This is a genomic window from Thiovibrio sp. Mzg5 (genome assembly GCF_055379285.1).
Genome location: NZ_AP022872.1, coordinates 897,966 through 917,311 on the forward strand (window position 1 = coordinate 897,966; position 19,346 = coordinate 917,311).

The 19,346-nt window shown below is 55.0% G+C and carries 17 protein-coding genes and 1 tRNA gene; 9 read left to right on the plus strand and 9 right to left on the minus strand.

The annotated features are described in order from the left end of the window. Positions 1-21 precede the first annotated feature (21 nt). The 4 genes from ACZ46D_RS04080 to tolQ all read right to left on the minus strand — a co-directional run bounded on the left by ACZ46D_RS04080 (position 22) and on the right by tolQ (position 3,551). Positions 22-1,368 (minus strand): DPP IV N-terminal domain-containing protein, encoded by a 1,347-nt coding sequence (locus ACZ46D_RS04080; RefSeq protein WP_464928759.1) that lies wholly within the window; start codon positions 1,366-1,368, stop codon positions 22-24. A 1-nt stretch (position 1,369) separates the two neighbouring features. Further along, positions 1,370-2,137 (minus strand): energy transducer TonB, encoded by a 768-nt coding sequence (locus ACZ46D_RS04085; RefSeq protein ID WP_464928760.1) that lies wholly within the window; start codon positions 2,135-2,137, stop codon positions 1,370-1,372. Positions 2,138-2,291: 154 nt separating this feature from the next. Next, positions 2,292-2,720: a protein TolR gene (gene tolR, locus ACZ46D_RS04090; protein ID WP_464928761.1), complete on the minus strand. Its 429-nt coding sequence runs from the start codon at positions 2,718-2,720 to the stop codon at positions 2,292-2,294. 126 nt (positions 2,721-2,846) lie between these two features. Next, positions 2,847-3,551, minus strand: a complete 705-nt coding sequence (tolQ, locus tag ACZ46D_RS04095) for a protein TolQ (RefSeq protein ID WP_464928762.1) — start codon at positions 3,549-3,551, stop codon at positions 2,847-2,849. Between the two features lie 387 nt (positions 3,552-3,938). On the opposite strand from tolQ, the gene ACZ46D_RS04100 reads away from it, so the two are divergent. From ACZ46D_RS04100 to ACZ46D_RS04130, 7 genes are all read left to right on the plus strand, one after another. After that, positions 3,939-5,249 carry a homoserine dehydrogenase gene (locus tag ACZ46D_RS04100; RefSeq protein WP_464928763.1) on the plus strand — a complete coding sequence of 437 codons (1,311 nt, stop codon included), beginning with the start codon at positions 3,939-3,941 and terminating at the stop codon, positions 5,247-5,249. A gap of 7 nt (positions 5,250-5,256) precedes the next feature. Beyond that, the gene (locus ACZ46D_RS04105) at positions 5,257-6,462 is read left to right on the plus strand and encodes a cofactor-independent phosphoglycerate mutase (protein ID WP_464928764.1); all 1,206 of its coding nucleotides are present in this window, start codon (positions 5,257-5,259) and stop codon (positions 6,460-6,462) included. Between the two features lie 20 nt (positions 6,463-6,482). Beyond that, complete coding sequence (locus ACZ46D_RS04110) at positions 6,483-6,905, plus strand: acyl-CoA thioesterase (protein WP_464928765.1); 423 nt, start codon at positions 6,483-6,485, stop codon at positions 6,903-6,905. Between the two features lie 53 nt (positions 6,906-6,958). Next, positions 6,959-7,035: transfer RNA gene (locus ACZ46D_RS04115), tRNA-Met, on the plus strand. A 124-nt stretch (positions 7,036-7,159) separates the two neighbouring features. After that, positions 7,160-7,438, plus strand: coding sequence for a hypothetical protein (locus ACZ46D_RS04120; RefSeq protein WP_464928766.1), 279 nt, complete (start codon positions 7,160-7,162; stop codon positions 7,436-7,438). Positions 7,439-7,725: 287 nt separating this feature from the next. After that, positions 7,726-8,847, plus strand: a complete 1,122-nt coding sequence (locus tag ACZ46D_RS04125) for a S1C family serine protease (RefSeq protein ID WP_464928767.1) — start codon at positions 7,726-7,728, stop codon at positions 8,845-8,847. A 4-nt stretch (positions 8,848-8,851) separates the two neighbouring features. Beyond that, complete coding sequence (locus ACZ46D_RS04130; RefSeq protein WP_464928768.1) at positions 8,852-10,207, plus strand: 4Fe-4S binding protein; 1,356 nt, start codon at positions 8,852-8,854, stop codon at positions 10,205-10,207. 134 nt (positions 10,208-10,341) lie between these two features. Here ACZ46D_RS04130 and ACZ46D_RS04135 read toward each other — a convergent pair whose 3' ends face one another. Continuing rightward, complete coding sequence (locus ACZ46D_RS04135) at positions 10,342-11,391, minus strand: hemolysin family protein (protein ID WP_464928769.1); 1,050 nt, start codon at positions 11,389-11,391, stop codon at positions 10,342-10,344. A gap of 286 nt (positions 11,392-11,677) precedes the next feature. Here ACZ46D_RS04135 and ACZ46D_RS04140 point away from each other — a divergent pair, with 286 nt between their 5' ends. Together ACZ46D_RS04140 and ACZ46D_RS04145 are read left to right on the plus strand one after the other, a co-directional pair. Next, positions 11,678-12,874: an HDOD domain-containing protein gene (locus ACZ46D_RS04140; protein WP_464928770.1), complete on the plus strand. Its 1,197-nt coding sequence runs from the start codon at positions 11,678-11,680 to the stop codon at positions 12,872-12,874. A gap of 61 nt (positions 12,875-12,935) precedes the next feature. After that, entirely contained in the window at positions 12,936-14,426 is a 1,491-nt protein-coding gene (locus tag ACZ46D_RS04145; protein WP_464928771.1) for a leucyl aminopeptidase, read from the plus strand. 27 nt (positions 14,427-14,453) lie between these two features. Here ACZ46D_RS04145 and ACZ46D_RS04150 read toward each other — a convergent pair whose 3' ends face one another. The 4 genes from ACZ46D_RS04150 to ACZ46D_RS04165 form a co-directional block, all read right to left on the minus strand. Then, positions 14,454-14,912: a MerR family transcriptional regulator gene (locus tag ACZ46D_RS04150; RefSeq protein ID WP_464928772.1), complete on the minus strand. Its 459-nt coding sequence runs from the start codon at positions 14,910-14,912 to the stop codon at positions 14,454-14,456. Between the two features lie 104 nt (positions 14,913-15,016). Beyond that, entirely contained in the window at positions 15,017-16,459 is a 1,443-nt protein-coding gene (locus ACZ46D_RS04155) for a cytochrome c3 family protein (RefSeq protein ID WP_464928773.1), read from the minus strand. A gap of 260 nt (positions 16,460-16,719) precedes the next feature. After that, complete coding sequence (ftsH, locus tag ACZ46D_RS04160) at positions 16,720-18,615, minus strand: ATP-dependent zinc metalloprotease FtsH (RefSeq protein ID WP_464928774.1); 1,896 nt, start codon at positions 18,613-18,615, stop codon at positions 16,720-16,722. A 220-nt stretch (positions 18,616-18,835) separates the two neighbouring features. Next, on the minus strand, positions 18,836-19,123 hold the full coding sequence (locus ACZ46D_RS04165; RefSeq protein ID WP_464928775.1) for a hypothetical protein: 288 nt from the start codon (positions 19,121-19,123) through the stop codon (positions 18,836-18,838). Positions 19,124-19,346: the final 223 nt, after the last annotated feature.

The window sequence follows — 19,346 nt, forward strand, 5'->3', positions numbered from 1 at the left end:
GGCTCTGCCTCCTAACAATTCTTACAGGTCTTGACGTGGGGACCATTGCGGGTTGGATTGTGCGCCCTTGAGATTAAAAAGAGGGCGAAGTCCCATGCCGTTTTTAAACATGGCGCATATTTCCTGCTTGCCGCTGCGTTTTCTTGTAAAGACAAGTTGCCGCCCATCGGGTGACCAGCTCGGCGATTCATGGTCTCCGGCTGTTTGCGTCAACTGGACCGGCGTGCCGCCTTCGGGTTTGATCATCAGAATTTGGGTGTTACCGTTCACCCGACCGGTGTAGGCGATCCAGTCACCCTTGGGTGACCAGCTCGGGGTACTGTTTTCATTGCCGATATAGGTAATCCGCTGGACTGCCTTGGTGGCGACGTCCATGACATAGATTTGCGGGGAGCCGCTTCGGTCGGAAACAAAGGCCAGTCTTTTTCCGTCCGGCGACCAGGTGGGCGATACGTTGACCCCTTCGCCATTTGTCAGGCGGCGCAATTCCTTGCCGTTGATATCAATGAGATAGATGTCCGGGTTGGATGATTTGCTGAGGGTTACGGCAATGACGCTGCCGTCCGGCGCCCAGGCTGGCGCCATGTTGAGCCCTTTCTGGTAAGAAATGGCGCGGGTGGTTTTGAGGGAATTCAGCGCCGTGATATAGAGATTGGGGTTATTCCGGTGGTACGAGGTGTAGGCCAGCCATTTGTTGTCCGGGGAAAATTTCGGGGCCACGGCCAGATATTCATGCTGGGTTACCTGGCGGATGTTTTCGCCCAGGACATCGGCAAGCCAGATCTCCTTGTGTCCTGACGCCGTTGAAACAAAGGCAATCTGGCTCTGGCTAACGCCGAGTTCTCCGGTGAGTTGAAGGACGACCTCATCGCAGAATTTTTTCAGGCTGTCCTGATGTTTACTGATGGGGGTTTGGTAACGGCGGCCAAGGATCATGTGGCCGGATTGAATCTCGTTGAGGCGTAGTTCCAGAACCAGACCGTCGGCAGTCATTTCATATTGACCAAGCACTGTGAATTCGGCGTTAAGGGCGGGCCAGTCCCAGGTCTGGCTGCCGCCGTATGCGGAGGGGTCGATTATTTCCACAAACCCGTGAAAGGCCAAGGCCCGTCCCAGGAAGTCAGCCATCTTCTTGCCGCCGTCGTGGATGGTGCCCGGTTGCTTTTTATCGATAAAATAAGGGACCGCGATGCTCACCTTGCGAAAGTTGGCAGAGGTGATATCGAGATACACTATGGCCTCTGCCGGACGGGAAGACCCGAGCAGCAGGGTAAGGCCAACGAGGAGCATGCCCAGCACGCGAAAGGCGAGGACCGAGATGCAGGGGGTGTTTTTTGGCGAGCAGCTGTTTTTCATAAAAGAATCCATATCAAAAGACTTCTCCTGGCCTGAATTTCAGGCCGATTTCCATTTCTGACTGGTTGATGCCGATGGGGAATGGCGGCAGGGGGGCAGAGAGTTTCAGGGTTTTTTCCACAAATTGATTAAAAAAGACATTGTCTGATTTTTTCTTGAAGGTGGTTTCAATTACAGCACCATCGCGTCTGACCCGGATGATGACAATCGCCTCGACGTTTTCCTTCCAATTTTGTAGATCGGGCAGCACCCAATGCTCCTGGATTTGGCTGTTCACGGCAATAAGGTAACGCCGGAGATTTTCATCGACCATGACTCCGCCGCCGCCCGCGCCGCTGCCGGTTCCGCTTCCCCCTTGCGTTGTTGCTGCCGCAGAGGCGGCGGCTTTGCCGGCGGCAAGCTGCTGCCCTGCCATGAGCGCCTTTTTCAGGCTGTCAACCGCGCCTTTTGCTTTTTTATCCGCATCTGCCCTGGCTTTTTCCGCTGCGTCCTTTGCCTGTTTCTCCTGGTTCTCGGCGAGCAGTATATCCCGCAACTTCTTTACCTTGTCGATGTCTGCTTTTTCTTTCGTTTTTATCGGCTTCAACGAGATGGCGTCTTTGGCGACTGCCGGCGGTTCGGGTACAGGCTGCGTTTTTTGCGGTGGCGTGGGCTTTACTGGTTCAGGCGCGGCTTTGGGCTGCGGGGGGGCAGCCTGGGGAGCAGCAACGGCAGCCTTGCTTGGCGCGGCCGGAGCCGGCCCGCCCATATCTTCAACGGAGAAAAGATTGACCGTGTACACCTCCGGTATTTTTTGCTGAAAGTGCAGAAACCTTGGGGCCAAAAAGCCGAAGAGCAAAAAACAAACGTGTACGGCAATGGTCAAAAAAAGGGATTTTTGCCACTGTTTATCGGGGAACTCGGATGTCGGTAGACGATAAGGCACGGTGTCTATGCTATCTTTTGGGTTTTTCGATTTCAGGCTGGGTGATCATGCCAAGTTTATCAAAACCAACGGCCTTGATGTCAGACATGAGGGAAACCACCACCCCGTAGGGGACTTCTTTGTCGGCCCTGAGCAGAACCGCATCGTTCGTGCCTTTTTTGGCCAAGGCGGCCAGTGATTCCTTGATTGCAGCCTGGGTGCCCTTGGTATTGTTGAGCAAAAACTCCCCTTTTTTCGTGATCGTTACAATGATCGGAGTCTTTTCCTGCTGCAGGGGCTTGGCGGTTGTTTCCGGCAGATTAATGTCAACGCCCTGGGTCATCATGGGGGCGGTAATCATAAAAATGATCAGCAGCACCAGCATGACGTCCACTAGGGGAGTGACGTTGATATCCGAAACAAGCCGTTTTTTGCAGTTGCCGTCTTCGACCGGACCCATGGCGAATTCCTGTAAGCCGTAGTTTGAAAATAATTATAATGTTGAAATATCGTGGTCAGCTATAAAGAGCCGTAACGAAGTGACTAGAAAGGTAAAGGTTGTTTCGTAAAGGCCCGTAGGTGTTTGTTAGCTCTGGCGGGAAATGAAGTCCCGCTCCACCAGGTTCAGAAAGTCAACGGAAAAGCTGTGCATCCTGTTTTCGATCTCCGCCATCTGGTTGGAGTAATAATTGTAAAAAACCACAGCGGGGATCGCTACGGCAAGGCCGGCCGCCGTTACGACCAAGGCCTCGGAGACACCGGGCGCCACAACGGCCAGGGAGGCTGAGCCGCGCATGCCTATTTCGTGAAAGGAAGTCATGATGCCCCAGACCGTCCCGAAAAGACCGATAAAGGGAGCGGTGCTGCCGGTGGTGGCCAGGAAGGAGAGTGATTTGGAAAGCCGGGAAGACTCGAGATTCTCCGCCTTGCGCAACGCCCTTTTCAGGGGTTCCATGCCGGCAAGCCGGGTTTCCAGGGTTTCGTCGGCAGCGCCGCGGGAGGTGGCGGTGGTTTTGCCGAGTTTCTGCAGCTCATGGTAGCCGGTTCTGAAGATGTTTGCCTCGGGGCACAAGGTCAGGTTGTTGGCGAATCTGACGGCTTCGGAAAGATTCTTGCTCTGCCAGAAGGTTTCCAGGAATTCGTCGCTTTCCGTCCGTGCCTTCTTGAACAGGGAAAATTTCTGAAAAACAATGAACCACGAGTACACCGAGAAGCCCAGCAGCATGGTCATGACGAATTTGACCGTGAGTCCGGCGCCCAGAAACATTGAAATAATATTAAGCTCTCCCACTTGCAGTCGTCCTCTTTAGTTAATTTGGTTGAGGCTTGAAACGCAAAACCCATACGGAAATACACATCGATGGAGCAGCGTGGGCTGACCCTGATCGAGAAAGGGGATGTGCCGCGGTGACATTCCAGTGAATTGCGTCCCTGAATATTCCCGCTACTTGTAATTTTTTTTGCGCATCTTGTCAATGGAACTCATTAATGATAACCGGGTTTTTCATGAAAATTTCACGGAAAACCCGGCTGGCTCCCCGCGTGAATATTTTTGACATCATTTCGCAAAAAAGGTATTAAATTCCGGTTGAGCATCGTCGGGACAGGGGCTGGTTCTCCGGTTCCGGTTTACACGAGGATTTCGTTCCGTTTCCGGATACATTTTTAGGACAGTCCCATGAAAGAAATCAAGGTTGGGTTGCTGGGTTTTGGTACCGTTGGCAGTGGGTTGGCAGAGGTTCTCTTGCTCCAAGCAGAGCGGTTGCGGCGGAAAACAGGCGCCTCCATCCGGCTGTGCCGCGTTGCGGACATCCGTCTTGCCGCCCTGCCGTCGCAATTTAAGGATGTGGAGCTTGTCCGGGATGCGGACCTGATTTTCAAGGATCCGGAGATCGACATAGTGGTCGAACTCATCGGCGGTATTGAACCGGCGAAAACCTTTATTCTCAAGGCCATTGAGCACGGCAAGCATGTGGTCACCGCCAACAAGGCCCTCATCTCCCAGCACGGCATGGAGATTTTTGAAGCCGCGGCGCGAAAAAATGTCGAGGTCGGTTTCGAGGCCAGCGTCGGCGGCGGCATTCCGGTGATCAAGGCCCTGAAAGAGGGATTGGTTGCCAACAAGATTCTCTCGATCATGGGCATCATGAACGGGACGGCCAACTATATCCTTAACAAGATGACCGATGAGGGCATGGCCTTTGCCGAGGTGCTGAAAGAGGCCCAGGCAAAAGGGTATGCCGAGGCCGACCCCACCTATGATGTCGAGGGGATCGATACGGCGCACAAGCTGGTGATTCTGATGACCATGGCCTACGGCATGAAGGTAAGTCTCGCCGATGTCAGCATCGAGGGCATCTCCCAGATTGAGCCCATTGACATCGACTTTGCCCGGGAGTTCGGCTATCGCATCAAGCTTCTGGCCATCAGCCGGAATCATGGCGACACGGTGGAGGCCAGGGTGCATCCGACCATGGTCCCGGAAAAAGATCTGTTGGCCAATATCGGCGGCGCCTACAACGGCATCCAGTTCACCGGCGACATGGTGGAGGATATTTTGTTGTATGGCCAGGGGGCCGGCAAAATGCCGACCGGCAGCGCGGTTGCCGCGGACGTGGTGGATATTGCCAGGAACATCCTCTGTAACAGCATCAACCGGGTGCCGTGCCTTTCGTACCTGCCAGAGGAGATCAAGCCCCGGGGCATTACCCCCATGGAGAGTCTGCGCGGCTGTTATTATTTTCGGATGACCGCCATGGACAAACCGGGCGTTCTCTCTGCCATTGCCGGGATTTTGGCGCACCATAATATCAGCATCGAATCGGTTCTCCAGAAGGGCAGACAGAAGAAAGGCACCGTGCCCGTGGTCATGATGACCTACGAGGCGGAGGAAGCTTCGGTGCGCAAGGCCCTGGCCGAGATTGACGCCCTGGACATCTGCACCGACAAGACGGTGAAGATCCGGATCATGAAGGCCCATGCAGAATAGCAACCCCATGAAATACATCATTTTGGTCGGGGACGGCATGGGGGATCTGCCCATTGCCGAACTGGGCGGGAAAACCCCCTTGGCCTTTGCCAAAACTCCGGCCATGGACAGAATCGCCAACGAAGGGGAGCTCTGCCTGGTTCGCACCGTGCCCGATGGGTTCCCGCCAGGCAGCGATGTGGCCAACCTTTCCCTGCTCGGCTATCTCCCGCATGAGTGCTACAGCGGCCGCGCCCCCCTGGAGGCGGCCAGCCTTGGCGTTGCCCTGGCTCCCGAGGAAATTGCCTTCCGCTGCAATCTGGTTACCCTGCGCTTTGAAGAAGGCCGGGTATATATGGAGGATTACAGCAGCGGCCATATCTCCAGCCAGGAAGCGCGAATCCTTGTCGAGGGACTGGAAGAGATTGCCGGCACCGATCGTCTGCGTTTTTATCCCGGGGTAAGCTACCGGCATCTTCTCGTGCATTCCGGGGAGGTCGGGTCGCTGGTCACTGTGCCGCCCCATGACTACACCGGGCGCGAGGTAACGGAGTTCTGGCAACGGTACAACAGCATCCCCCATCTGCAAGAGGCCCTGGCAAAGGCGGTGGCTTTTCTCTCCGGACATCCGGTCAATCGTGATCGGATAGCACAGCAGCGCAATCCGGCCAATGCCATCTGGCTCTGGGGTGAGGGCAAGGCTCCGTCCATGCCGACCATCCGGGAGCAGTTTGGCATCGAAGGGGCCTTGATTTCGGCGGTGGATCTGCTCAAGGGCATCGGCGTCTATGCCGGCCTGGAAATCATTGAGGTGGCAGGGGCCACCGGCTATCTCGATACCAACTATGCAGGCAAGGCAACCGCCGCCATTGAAGCCCTGAAAACAAAGGATTTTGTTTTTGTCCATGTTGAAGCCCCGGACGAGGCAGGGCATCAGGGCCGTCTTCAGGACAAGCTCCAGGCCATCGAGGATTTTGACGGCAAGATTGTCCAGCCGATTTTTGCGGCGCTGCTGGCCAGTGGCTATGATTTTCGCCTGGCCGTGGCTATGGATCATTGGACCCCGCTTGCCGTCAAAACGCACAGCGCCGACCCGGTGCCGGTGGCCATTTATGATTCCCGGGTAGGACAGCTGGGCAGCGGTTTGCCCTATGATGAGCAAAACGCTGCCAGGGCAGGGGAGCTGCTGGCGGATGGTCGGCAGTTCTTTAAGCGCGTTCTCGGTCGGGCGTGATGGCGGATAACTCCCTTACGATGCCCGGGCCCTTGCACTGCCATCGCTGCCGGGTGATTTACGGCGATACAGATTCCGGCGGTGTCGTCTACTATGCCAATTATCTGCGCTATTTTGAGGCGGCCCGTACGGAATTCATGCGGGAACGGGCGCTTTCCTACAAAGAGATCGAAGAGCAGGGTTTTATCTTGCCGGTGGTGGAATGCCAGGTGCGCTATAAGGCCTCGGCGAAATATGACGATCTGCTGCTGATTGAAACCTCTCTTCTGGAAGTGAAGTCCCGAACCTGCCGTTTTAACTACCGGATTATCCGGGAAAATGACGGAAAAATGCTGGCCCAGGGATACACCACCCATGCGGTTGTGGACCTCAACGGCAGACTGACCAAATTCCCGGCCATGGTGCTTGGGGCCTTGCGGGAACAGGCGGCGGACCTGTCTTAATCCCTTTATTTCCCTTGACATTATCCCAGTAGAGAGTATTATGTCGCCACTGACGCGGGGTGGAGCAGTTCGGTAGCTCGTCGGGCTCATAACCCGAAGGTCGTAGGTTCAAATCCTGCCCCCGCTACCATAGTAAATCTTAAGGACTTGGCGTATCTGCCGAGTCCTTTTTTTTGGTGCAGCGTTCTGGGGAAGTGCAAACCGGATGCTGTTTTTCGCAGATTGTTTTGCTGATTCGGTAAAAAGGGGGAAATATGGCGGCAACCGTTGACGAGGTAACCATCAATTATGAAGAAGACGGGGTCGTGGTTGTTAAGGAACTGGAAAAGGTTATCCTGTCCAAGGGCGCCTGGGCGACCATTCTTTTCCGATACCAGCAATGGGATGCCAAAAAGAATGAATACAGCCCGGACCGGTACTCCATCCGCCGTTACCGCAAGGTGAACGGGGAATACAGCCAGCAGTCCAAATTCAATATCTCCAGCCCTGATCAGGCGCAAAAAATTGTTGAGGCCTTGCAAGGCTGGTTGTGATAAAAAAGAGGAGGCTCCAGAATTTGTAAGGGCAGTGCCGGGGAACCTCCGAAAAAATTTTCTCCTTCGCAGCATTCCATTATGGTTGGCGGTTTGCGCTGAAAGAAGCTATGTTTTTTTGCTGTATCCTCTTGAGATTCGGTGCACAGACGGGTTGAGAGCATGAATATTGCGATCACGACACAACGCCTCGGCAACAAAGCAATGGTGCTGGTAACGGCTATGCCCCGGCGGGTGCGCCCGACTCCATCCTTCTTTGAAAAATTGCTGAGTCTTTAGGCCAAGGGATGATTGCTCCCCCTGCAAAAGCCCCCAGACAAAAACGCGTTTCCTTCGCTGTCCTGCTGCTCTTCATCCTTTTTGGCTGGTGGTTTTTTTTCGTTTACCAGCGACCGGTTCCCGCGCCTGCAGTCGCCCCCATCCCGGTGACGGCACGGGGAGACCTCGCGGCCGATGAGCAAAGCACCATTGCCCTGTTCCGTTCTGCCTCGCCGGCGGTGGTCTATATCACCAACATCGAGGTCCGGCGGAATATCTTCAGTCTCAACATCCATGAGATTCCCCAGGGCACAGGTTCCGGTTTTATCTGGGACAAACAGGGGAGGGTGGTGACCAACTACCATGTCATCGAATCGGCCAGCCGGGTCGAGGTTACCTTGGCGGATCGTTCAACCTGGCAGGCAACCCTGGTGGGCGTTGCGCCGGACAAGGATCTGGCCGTCCTGCAGATCTCGGCTCCGGCGGAGAAACTCACTCCGCTTCCCCTGGGCGAATCCCATAATCTGCTGGTGGGTCAGAAGGTTTTTGCCATCGGCAATCCCTTTGGTCTTGACCAGAGCCTCACCTCCGGCATCGTCAGCGCCTTGGGCCGGGAGATTCAATCGGCAACGGGCAGAACCATCCAGGGGGTCATCCAAACAGACGCCGCCATCAACCCCGGCAACTCGGGGGGGCCTCTTTTAGACAGCGCCGGACGTCTGATCGGGGTGAATACCGCCATCTACAGTCCGTCCGGCGGCAGTGCCGGTATCGGCTTTGCCGTGCCGGTGGACGTGGTGGGCAGGGTGATTCCGGAGATTATCCAGCATGGGCGGCTGATTCGCCCCGGTCTTAGTATTGCCGTGGCGGATGATCAGATTGCCAGGCGGGTAGGGGTGACAGGGGTGCTGGTTATGAATATCCAGCCGGGCAGTTCCGCCGAGGCTGCCGGGTTGCGGGGCACCCGCAGGATTCGCGGGGAGATCGTCTTCGGGGATGTCATCCTGGCTGTGGATGACCGTAAGGTTTCTTCCTACGACGACTTGCGCAATGCCATGGATCGATATAAAGTCGGGGATACGGTTGCCCTGACCATCGAGCGGGAGGGCCGGCAGATGCAACTGCCAGTGGTACTGGAAGAGGTAGGATAGCTTTGTGACCTGGTGGACCCGCGCCTTAAAAAGTCTTATCTCCATAGACGAGCAGCGACTGGACTTGTTTCGGGTCTTTCCCGGAATAAGAAGGTTTCTCGCAGCTCGGCACCATTACGCCTATCTGCGGACCGCCGGTGACATTCTCTTTGCCCTGGTGGTTATTTCCGGGCTCTTCGGCCCCAGGGATGCGCGCAGCAATGTCGCGGTATTTCTCTCGTGGGGCCTTATTTGGCCAAGCATTGTCCTGAGTTGGTTTTTTGTGGGGCGGATGTGGTGCGGAATCTGTCCCTTTCCAGGGCTTGGCGTCTTCCTGCAACGCCGGGGGATAACCCTTTCTCTGAGTGTGCCGAAGATCCTGCAGAAATACGGCGTCTACGCTTCGGTTATTCTGCTGGCCCTTATCATCTGGACCGAGGTCGTTGTAGGCCTTGACCGTTCGCCCATCGGCACCTCCTGTTTCGTTCTGTCCATCGTTTTTGGCGCGGCCCTGCTCTCGGTTCTTTTTCCCGGGCAGGCGTGGTGCCGGCATCTCTGCCCCCTTGGCCGCATCAGCGGCGCAGCGGCAACCCTTTCCATCACCGAGTTCCGGCCGGATCATGAAAAATGTCGCGGCTGCGAAACTTTTGCCTGCAAAAAAGGGCTTGATGGCAAACAGGGATGCCCGGTCTATCTTGGCGCCTATAATGTTCAAAACAACCTGCATTGTCTGGTCTGCGGCCACTGTCTGCCTTTCTGCGACCGGGATTCTCCCCAGCTGCTCTTGCGAAATCCTTATTCGGAGCTGATCCGCAATAAGGGCCGCTACATCACCTGCTCGTATATCGTCCCCTTTCTTATCGGCTCTCAGCTCGCCCGCTTCCTGCGAAAAAAAGAGATCTACGGCCAACTTGCGGCCTTCTCCGGTTGGCCGGATGCCGTGCTTTTCAGTCTGCTGCTGTTGATCGGTTTTGGCTTGAGCCTGACGATTATCCGTTTTGGCGCCCGGTTGTTCGGGGTCAATGAGGATCCCATGTTTGGCAAGTTTTCCCCCATGGTCCCGATCCTTATCCCCATGGCCTTTACCGGGGAGCTCGTTTACCGGCTGGGCTATTTTGCTGCGGGGGTCGGCGATTTCATTCCCACCTTTGGGCGTCAGATCGGCGTGGTGTTTCTGGAGAAATTCTTTTTCACCATTCCGGATTTTCCGGTCCAGATTCTCTCCGCTTTCTTCATGCTCAACGGCTCCATCGCCGGGTGCTACATCCTCTGGCAGTTCTGTCTCAATGACTTCGAGGGCCACGTCCGTTTCCGAAACTTCCTCGGGATCAATCTCCTCATTGTCGCGCTGCTTTTTTTCTATCTGACTGTTATTTTTTAGTAAGTTAGAAATTATTTTCTGCGTTTTTGGGGCAGAAAATAATTTCGTTAACGCACTTATCCCGTTTATCGGGGTTAGGAGCCGTTACGGCTCGTTATGCCGTTCTTGCCATTTCACCTGGCAAAGTTGTTTTGTTAACGGTTTTGTTGTGATTGGCTCAGGAAGGAGAGGCGTTTGCGTTTGGCAAACTCCCGCATGTTAGTGGCCCGATCCGATTCGTCAATGATCTCCCGGCCTACTATTTCTTCAATGATATCCTCAAGGCTGACAACCCCTGTTACCGAGCCGTATTCGTCAACCACCACAAAAAGATGTTGGCGGTGTTCGAAAAATTCAAGCATGACCGCGGTCAGCCGTCCTGTTTCCGGAACAAAATGTGCAGGCTGCATAAACTCCCGTAAGGTTTTTTCCTCGGCGCCCTGAGCCGCCCAGTTGAACAGGTCCTTTCGCAGAATAATGCCGACGACCTCATCCGTATTCTTTTCATAGACCGGAATCCTACTGTGCATATTGAGCATCTCATTGGCCTGCATTGCCTTGGCCACGGTCAGGTCGGCATCGAGCATGAAAGTGACGGTGAGCGGGGTCATGATTTGGCGGACGGTTTTATCCTTGAGGTCTAGAATGTTGGTGATGACCCGGCGCTCCTGAAGGCTTATCTCCCCGGATCTGTGGCTCTGCCGTGCCAGGGCCTGGATTTCCTGGGCCGAGACCAGGAGGCCGTCGTCCTTGGCTGGGAGAAGCCGGGTGATGGCCTGGATTACCAGGATGAACGGGGTAAGCAGCTTTACCATCCAGTGGAGGGGGTAGGCAATCCAGATGGCCAGCTCCCGGCTGTAGGAAACGCCCAGGGTTTTGGGGAGTATTTCTGAAAAAAGGAGAATGACCATGGTGAAGGTCGCGGAGAACCAGACCATGCTGTCGGCGCCAAATACTGCGGCGGCCGCAGCCCCGGAGACCGTGGCGCCTGCGGTGTTGGCAATGGTGTTCAGGGTGAGGACGGCGGTGATGGGCCGGTGGATATCCTTTTTCATCTCCATGAGGATCCGGCCGATTTTTTTGTGCTTCCGGCTGGTTATCTCAACCTGACTCATCGGTAATGAGTAGAACGCTGCTTCGCAGAGGCTGCACAGCGCGGAGATTATAATGGCAAGGCCAACGGACAGACATAATTGCAGGATCAAGGGTTCCTCCCTGTTGTTCAGGTAGTTTGGTTTGGGAATCTGTTTGCGATAGCAGCCTGGAATCTAATGCAATTATTTTATTTTATCATGCAATTATCGTTGCGTAAGGGTTACTCTGTATTATAATAAAATTATCTCCTTCAATAAACTCTACACAGACAAGGGTAGCTGTCCCCGGACACCACCGAACTCCTTCAGTTTTTTTGAGATGGCGAAAACTGTTTTTTGTTTTCTGAATGCGCCACCATGACCTCGCACAGAGAGGCCGGAAGGGGATTTGCAACCAATGGTTTGCATGAAAAAATGTTCGGTCTTTATTGTTGATTCTGATCCGTCACACACTGTCGCTTTTCAGGAATTGCTGGGGAGCTGGCCGCATCTTGTCTGCTATTCTAAAACCATCGAAGAATTCAAGCTGCTTCTTGCCGGGATTGTGCCGGATGTTGTCCTGTTTAATCTCAACCTGTCTGGCCTGCCCGCGCAGGATTTCCTGCGCTATGTCACCAGCGCCTGCCCCCATGCGATCAGGATTGTTTTTTCGGAAAAAACAGAGGCTGACGCACTGGTAAGGCTTGTGGCGACCGGGGCGGCGCACCGAGCCTTTTGCCTGCCCTTGAGCAAAGAACTGGGACGCTCATTGGAACATGATCTTGCCGTGCGCTCGCGGATCCGGATTCGTGAGTGTTGGGATTTCCTGAACCATGGCCAGGGGCTTCCTGCTCTTCCGCCCGTGGTGCATGAACTTGAAACCATTCTTCAGAACCCTGACTATGCTTTGACCCAGGTTGTCGAGGTTCTCGGCAAGGATCCAATTCTTGCCGCCCGGCTCTTGCAGATGGTCAATTCCGTGCATTTTTCCAGGGGGATGAAGATTGATGATCTTCACCGGGCGGTAAGCTGTCTTGGGATCAGCAGAACCCGAAAAATGGTCCTTTTCATCTGTGCGCTCAACCACTTTCAGTATCCCAAAAAATACCATAGTCATGCCCTGAATATCATTGATCATAGCATCCAGTGTGGCAAGCTGGCCGGACTCATTGCCAAGAGACTTGCCCCGGATCAGGAGAGAACTGCGGTTACCGCAGGGCTTCTCCATGATATCGGCAAACTGGTTTTTCTTGCCTCCCTTGATGAGGCTTTACACCATTCCCCCGCATTCCTGCGACGATATGGCCTGTTTGCCACTGAGATGGAAGAACAGATCTTCGGCATCTCCCATCTGGAGTTGGGCAGTGCCTTGCTCCTCTGGTGGAATCTCCCTCTGGTCATGGTTGATGCGGCGGCAAACCACAGCCAGCCCCTCAACTCCCTGCATGGGGTGCCGTTATGCGTGGCCATTGCCGACCGGTGTCTTCTCAAAGCTGCCAACGGGGAGGCAATCACCACTGATTTCAATCTGCTTCCTCCGAATTTGCCCGTGGAGCAATGGCTGCAATATGCCCGTACCCTGACCATGGACAAAATCATGCCCATTGCCGCCTGATTGCCGCGCTTGGCCGCCTTGTCTTTTCCAATTCCCGCAATAAGCATTGAGGAGCACATTTATGTTGCAGTTCAGTAAGGTTGGGCCAAAAACCTATGTCGGCGATCTTGTGGTCTATCTGGCGCGTCAGCCAGGCAAGGGTTCCCCCCGTTGTGCCGATGGGGCAGTCGACGAAGTTGTCCGGCGGGTGCATGGGCTTGGGGATTTTTCCGGAAAAGAGGGAGAACATCTGCTTTTTTATCCGGAAAAAGGCAGGCAGGGCATACCGTCCGCAAAGCGGATACTGGTTGTCGGTCTGGGCAAAGAGGAGTTGAATCGGGAGTTGTTCCGCAAGGCGGGCGGGACCATCGCCTCCCTGGCCATGAAGAGTAAGGCCCAGGAGCTGTTGCTTGTCTTGCCGGATCTTGCCTGTGACATGGCCGAGATGGTAGAAGGGCTGGCCGAAGGCCTGGTGCTGGGCGCTTACCGGTTTAAGAAATACAAAACTACAAGCGACCCGGATGGTTCGGGAGAGATGCTGAAACAGGTTGCCCTGTATGCCGCTGACCACAAGGGGCTGGACAAGGTGCTCAAGCTGGGGGAAATAGGCGCCCAGTCTGCCTGCCAGGCCCGGGACATGGCCAATGAGCCGGCCAGTCACTGGACCCCGGCCCATTTTTCCGAATATGGCAGGCAGTTGGCCGCTGCCCACGGGATGACGTGTACGGTCATGGATCAAGCCCGGTTGAAGAAGCTTGGTCTGGGCGGGATTCTTGCTGTCAATCAGGGTTCGTCCTGTCCCCCGGAAATGGTAATCCTTGAGTATGCAGTAAAGCCAAGCGCGCCTACCCTGCTGCTGGTCGGCAAGGGACTCACCTTTGATTCCGGCGGCATTTCGCTCAAGCCCAGCGCCGGCATGGAAGAGATGAAATACGATATGTGCGGGGGGGCTGCGGTCCTTTGCGCCATGCAGGCGGTTGCCCAAGCGAAACTCAAGGGATTGAACCTGGTGGCGATTGTTCCGGCCACGGAGAATCTGCCCGGTCCGGCCGCCCTGAAACCGGGTGATGTGATCACCCAGTATGGCGGCAAAACCGTGGAGGTGGTCAACACCGATGCCGAGGGCCGTCTTATTTTGGCCGATGCCCTGGCCTATGGCATCAAAAAATACAAGCCGGACATGGTGATTGACGTTGCCACTCTGACCGGCGCCGTCATCATCGGCCTTGGGCATCACCGCACCGGCCTGTTGTCCAACAACGATGACTTGTGCGACCGGCTGCTTGCCGCGGGGGCTCGCAGTGGCGAACCTCTCTGGCGGCTGCCCCTGGACCCGGAGTACACCAAGCAGCTCAAATCCGAGATTGCCGATCTCAAAAACGTCGGGAAAAAAGATGGCGGCACCATTACCGCCGCCGCCTTTCTCAAGGAGTTTGTCGGGGAAACCCCCTGGGCCCATCTCGATATTGCCGGCACAGCCTGGGACTTTACCGAAAAATCCTATATTCCCAAAGGGCCTTCCGGTATCGCCGTGCGCACCCTGTTCGATTTTGTCAGAAACTGGAAGAAGTAAAGGGGCTGCAAGGTTCTGGGAAAAGATCTACTTCTGCCCGCCGGGCTGTGATGGTTGGGGGCAGCAGTCGCAGGCCACTGCTACTTCCTTGGCCTGCTTCATGGCTCGGAGATAGACCTCGCAGTTGTCACATTGCTGAAACTCCTTGGCGCAGGCGGTGCTGGCTCGCTGCCAGCAGGGGATGGACCTGTCGATATAGGCTGAGCAGCGGTCTCTTTTTTCGGTGGGGCATTTGGTGATTTCCCAGCAGGGGGTGAGTTCGAGCAGCATCTTGATGCCGGGGATGCTGATGCCCTTTTCGTGGATAAGGGTGCGCAGGCAGGTGATCCACTCAATGTCGTTGTTCGAAAAATAGCGCTTGTTGCCTTGCCGGGCGGGCTTGATCAGGTTCTCTTCTTCGTAGATCCGCAAGGTTCGTGGGTGAACAGAGAGAAGTTTTGCTGCAACACTGATTGGGTAAATCGGTTCGCTGTTATCAAGTGTCATGTGTCGCTCCGTGCGTATCCGTTTTGGTGGATCGATCTCTCATGAACAGAGGTTGGAGAAGGCCGCCCGGCAAGGGGCAGGCCTTCTCCAGCATAACACATCTCTTACAGGCCGCGCAGTGTTTTCAAGACCTTGGGGGCTTCTTCGTCCTCGGCCAGAATGACATGGCAGGTGTCGCAGTCCATGGAGATGGTTTCTCCGGCCTTGGTTTCATGGCTGCCATCGTGACAGCGGAAACAGCCTGAATCATTCTTGTGGCCAAGGAAACTTCTGTAGGTATTCCATTCTATTTTCATTTCCGGGAAAACATTTTCCACGTAGGCCGCCTGGATACCGGCGATGGCTTTTTCCAGGAGGGGCATGTTGTTGTTCACCATTCCGGGATAATCCTTGCGGTATCTGGCCCGGATTTCGGTGGCGATAACATTTTTGGCCTCATCATGGCTGGCATAGGTTTTCGTGATCAACTCCATGGCGTTTTTCTTGATGTAGGGAAGGGAAACTGGGATATCCCCGTGCAGCAGTTTCTGATCCAGGGCTTCATCCGGGGAGAGGTAGATATGGGTCGGGCGATTGTGGCAGTCGATGCAGTCCATGGTCCGGACTTCTCCGGCAGGCCCGGCGGTCATTTCTGCCTCCTTGGTGAAAACAACCTGGGTGCCGTCCGGCTTGGAGAGCGTTACCTCGCTGATCTTTTCCCGCTCCCTGTCCGTGTGGGTATAGGTTATCTTGTTTTCCGGGGACACATGCCAGTGAATGCCGTGGGCATCACTGCCCCGGTAGCCGCCGGAACCGACCTTGAGGAGAAGCACGGTCTGGAGATGGGTGTTTTTTTCATCGGGCAGGAATTTGTCCCGGATATAGAGCTTGTCTCCATGAAACAATTCCGGCCGGTGACATTCCTCGCAAGTTTCCCGGGCCGGACGCAGGCCGTGAACCGGGGTTTGAATCGGTCTGCTGTAAGTGTTGAGAGCAACGGCAAAAAGCTGTCTGACCCCGGAAATTTTCGATTTGGCAAACCACTGGGCGCCAGGGCCGATATGACATTCCACGCAACGCACCCGCGAGTGGGGAGAATTCTTGTAGGTGGTGTACTCCGGCGCCATGACCGTATGGCAGAATTGCCCGCAGAAGCCGACGGATTCGGTATAGTGGTAGCCGGTGTAGGAAATGAGGCCGAGGATGAAAAGATTGAGCAGGGTAAGGGCGGTTGCCAGGAGAATGAGCTTGCGTACCTTGGTGAACCGGTCCGGGGCGGTGAATTGTTCTTTCAGGTACTCATAGGTGAAGATGCCGACCTCTTCCTTGCCCTTGAAGAAAAAAAGGCCCAGAAAAACAAGAATCAGGCTCGTCATAAAGAGCGGCCCTAAAACCATATAGATGACGAAACCGAAATAGGCGTTCTCTATAACTCCCATGATGTCGAGGATTGCCGCAACCAGCAGGACCGGAAAGGTAACGGTGGTCATGACAGCACCAACCAGGGAAACCTTGCTGCGTGCAATGCCATTGATAAACGTTTTGACAATGTCCGTGAATTTAACCAAAGCTCATCCTCCCGTCTCGATTGTCTTCATGGTTCCACATTCCGTGAAATGCCGCCTCCCTGGTAATCTATCATAGATGTGTATAAAGAAAAAACAAATAATTTTAGTAAGTTACGTGTCAGTTTAAGGTGTAAGTATTGAGGGATTTAATAACAGGAAAGATTTGCGGAAACAATAACTGTAGGTTTTTTGCGATATTGCAATATCGCAAAAAAACATGAAAAGAGCCCTGCCATGTCTCCTGGCCTTGGGGCTCTGTTTCAGTCGTAGTCGCCCGGTGAAGGCAGATGCGCGCAATGGCTCGCGGCCGGGCAGGTCATGCATTCGTGGACCTTTCCCTCGCTGGATTCCGTTGTTTCCGAAGCCTGTTTCTTTTGGGAGCACTCGAAGATTATTTCCATCTCCTCCCGGTCCAGCGTTTCTGTTTGCAGGAGAATCTCCGCAAGGTGCCTTAAGAAATCTTTTTCTTGCAGGAGGATGGCGTGTGCTCTCTGGTAGCTATCCTCCACCAGCTTTCGCACCTCCATGTCAATGTGCCGGGCAGTGGTTTCGCTATAGATCAGCTGGCTCGCCTGATCTCCCAGGAAGCCTTCGTCGGACTTGGCATAGGCCAGGGGGCCGACGACCTCATTCATTCCCCATTGGCACACCATCTTGGTGGCGATCTGGGTGGCGCGCAACAGATCGTCCTCCGCTCCGGTGGTCTGCTGGTTGAGGCCGATTCTTTCTGCGGCCCTGCCGCCCATGAGGATGGTGATTTTAGCCTGCAGGTATTCCTTGGTGTAGGCCTGGCGGTCGATCAGGCTTTGCTGCTGGGTGTGGCCCATGGCCCGGCCACGGGGGATAATGGTGATCTTCTGGACGGGGTCGGCCCCTGGAATATGGCGGGCGACAATGGCATGCCCGGCCTCGTGATAGGCCATGGTCCGTCGGTCATCCTTGCTGATCACAAAGCCTTTACGCTCGACGCCGATAAGAATGCGGTCCTTTGCCTCGTTAAAATCGCTCGCCTCGATGCCCTCTTTGCCTTCCCGCGCCGCGATCAAGGCCGCCTCGTTCACGAGATTGGCCAGTTCTGCGCCGGTAAAGCCGGGGGTGTTTCTGGCAACCTCGGCCAGGTCGACACCTTCCGAGATGGTTACGCGTTTGCTGTGCACCTTGATGATTTTCAGCCTCCCTTTGACATCCGGGGGCAGGATGGTGATCTGCCTGTCAAAGCGACCTGGGCGTCTCAGGGCCGGATCAAGGATGTCCGGACGGTTGGTGGCGGCCAGGACGATGATGGTGTCGTCACGGCTGAAGCCATCCATTTCGACCAACAGGGCGTTCAAGGTCTGGCTCCGTTCATCCTGGCCGCCCACCGAGCCTGCCCCGCTGCGGCGTGCGCCCACCGCATCAATCTCGTCAATAAAGACGATGCAGGGGGCATTTTTCTTGGCTTCCCGGAAAAGATCCCGGACCCTGGAGGCGCCGACCCCCACGAACATTTCCACGAAGTCCGAGCCGCTGAAGCTGTAAAACGGAACCCCGGCCTCGCCGGCAATGGCTTTGGCAAGAAGGGTTTTGCCTGTGCCGGGAAGGCCTTGCAGCAGGACGCCCTTGGGTAGGCTGGCGCCGAGCCGGCTGAATTTTTTCGGCTCTTTGAGGAAATTGACAATCTCCTTAAGTTCCTCCTTGGCCTCAGGAATGCCGGCAACATCGTCAAAGGTTATGGGTTTGTTGTTCTTGTCGAAATGAATCGCCTTGTTTTTGGCAAACTCCGGTTCTTCTTCGCCTCCCCCCCGTTGCTGGGTGCGCATCAGCAGCAGCCAGCCGACCAGGATGACGCAGATCGGCAACGTGACGGTAAAGAGATTCCAGAATGGCGAGGGGCGGTCGTCTTCCGCGGTGATGGCGATCTTCTTTTGGGCCAGTTTGCCCATGAGCTCGCCCACATCGGGAGAAAAGGTTGAAAATTCTCGGCCATAAATATCCGTGAGCGAGATGTTGCCGCCCTTGAGGTGTACTTCGGCGACCTCGTTGTTCTCCAGGCTGGTCAAAAAATCGTTGTATTTCAGGGGAGGGCTGGTGTTTTCCAGACGCCAGAAAAGAGCGGTGGCAAGGCCAATAACTCCGAGCACGGCAATGAGGAAAAGCGTGTAGATAAGTTTGGTCATGGCACCCTCTTTTTGCTCGCGATGCGCTTGCACGCGAAGGCTTGGCGTTGTGCGGGTTTCCGGGATGTCTCCCGATGTTCTTTATTGTACCGGAAGCACTATCTTGCTGCCAATCATAAATAAAAAAAGCCCGGAACGTACGCAAGGTACGCCCGGGCCTGTCTGTGTGCTGGTGTTGCGCTCTTGGTTTTGAAAGATGTTCCTTGGGAAGATTTTACGATTATATGCCGGTGAAGGCGGTAAGCCAGCCTCTTACAAAGCCGGTGATTCCGCCACTTTTGATAAGGCCTCCGACCAGAAAGAAGAAGCCGCTCAGGCCAATGATCGCTCCGATGCAAAGAATAATCCCCAGACCAGCCTTGGAAACTTCATGACCAATATCGGTGTTGTGCTCCGGGCCTCCCAAAAAGGCCTGGCATTTCTTTCTTACTTTTACCTTGGCGATGGCGAACTCTTTATGCATGGCAACTGTCTCCAGCGTGGATGCTGAGAAGTTTTTGCTTTTCATCCGCCGGTTACCGCAGAAATCCAGGCCCTGGCCAAAGTGAGAGGGCCGCCGGTGGCGAGCATTGCCCCGACAAAACAAGCCACTGCCCAGAGGCCAATCAAGGTTGAGATCGTGCCAAATGCTGTCAGGGCTCCGGTGGAAATTTTGGTGTCTGTTGTTTCTTGCGCCACAGATCTGGCTCGGCTTCTGCTTTTTGCCAACGATGCGTGTGTCATGATCCGCC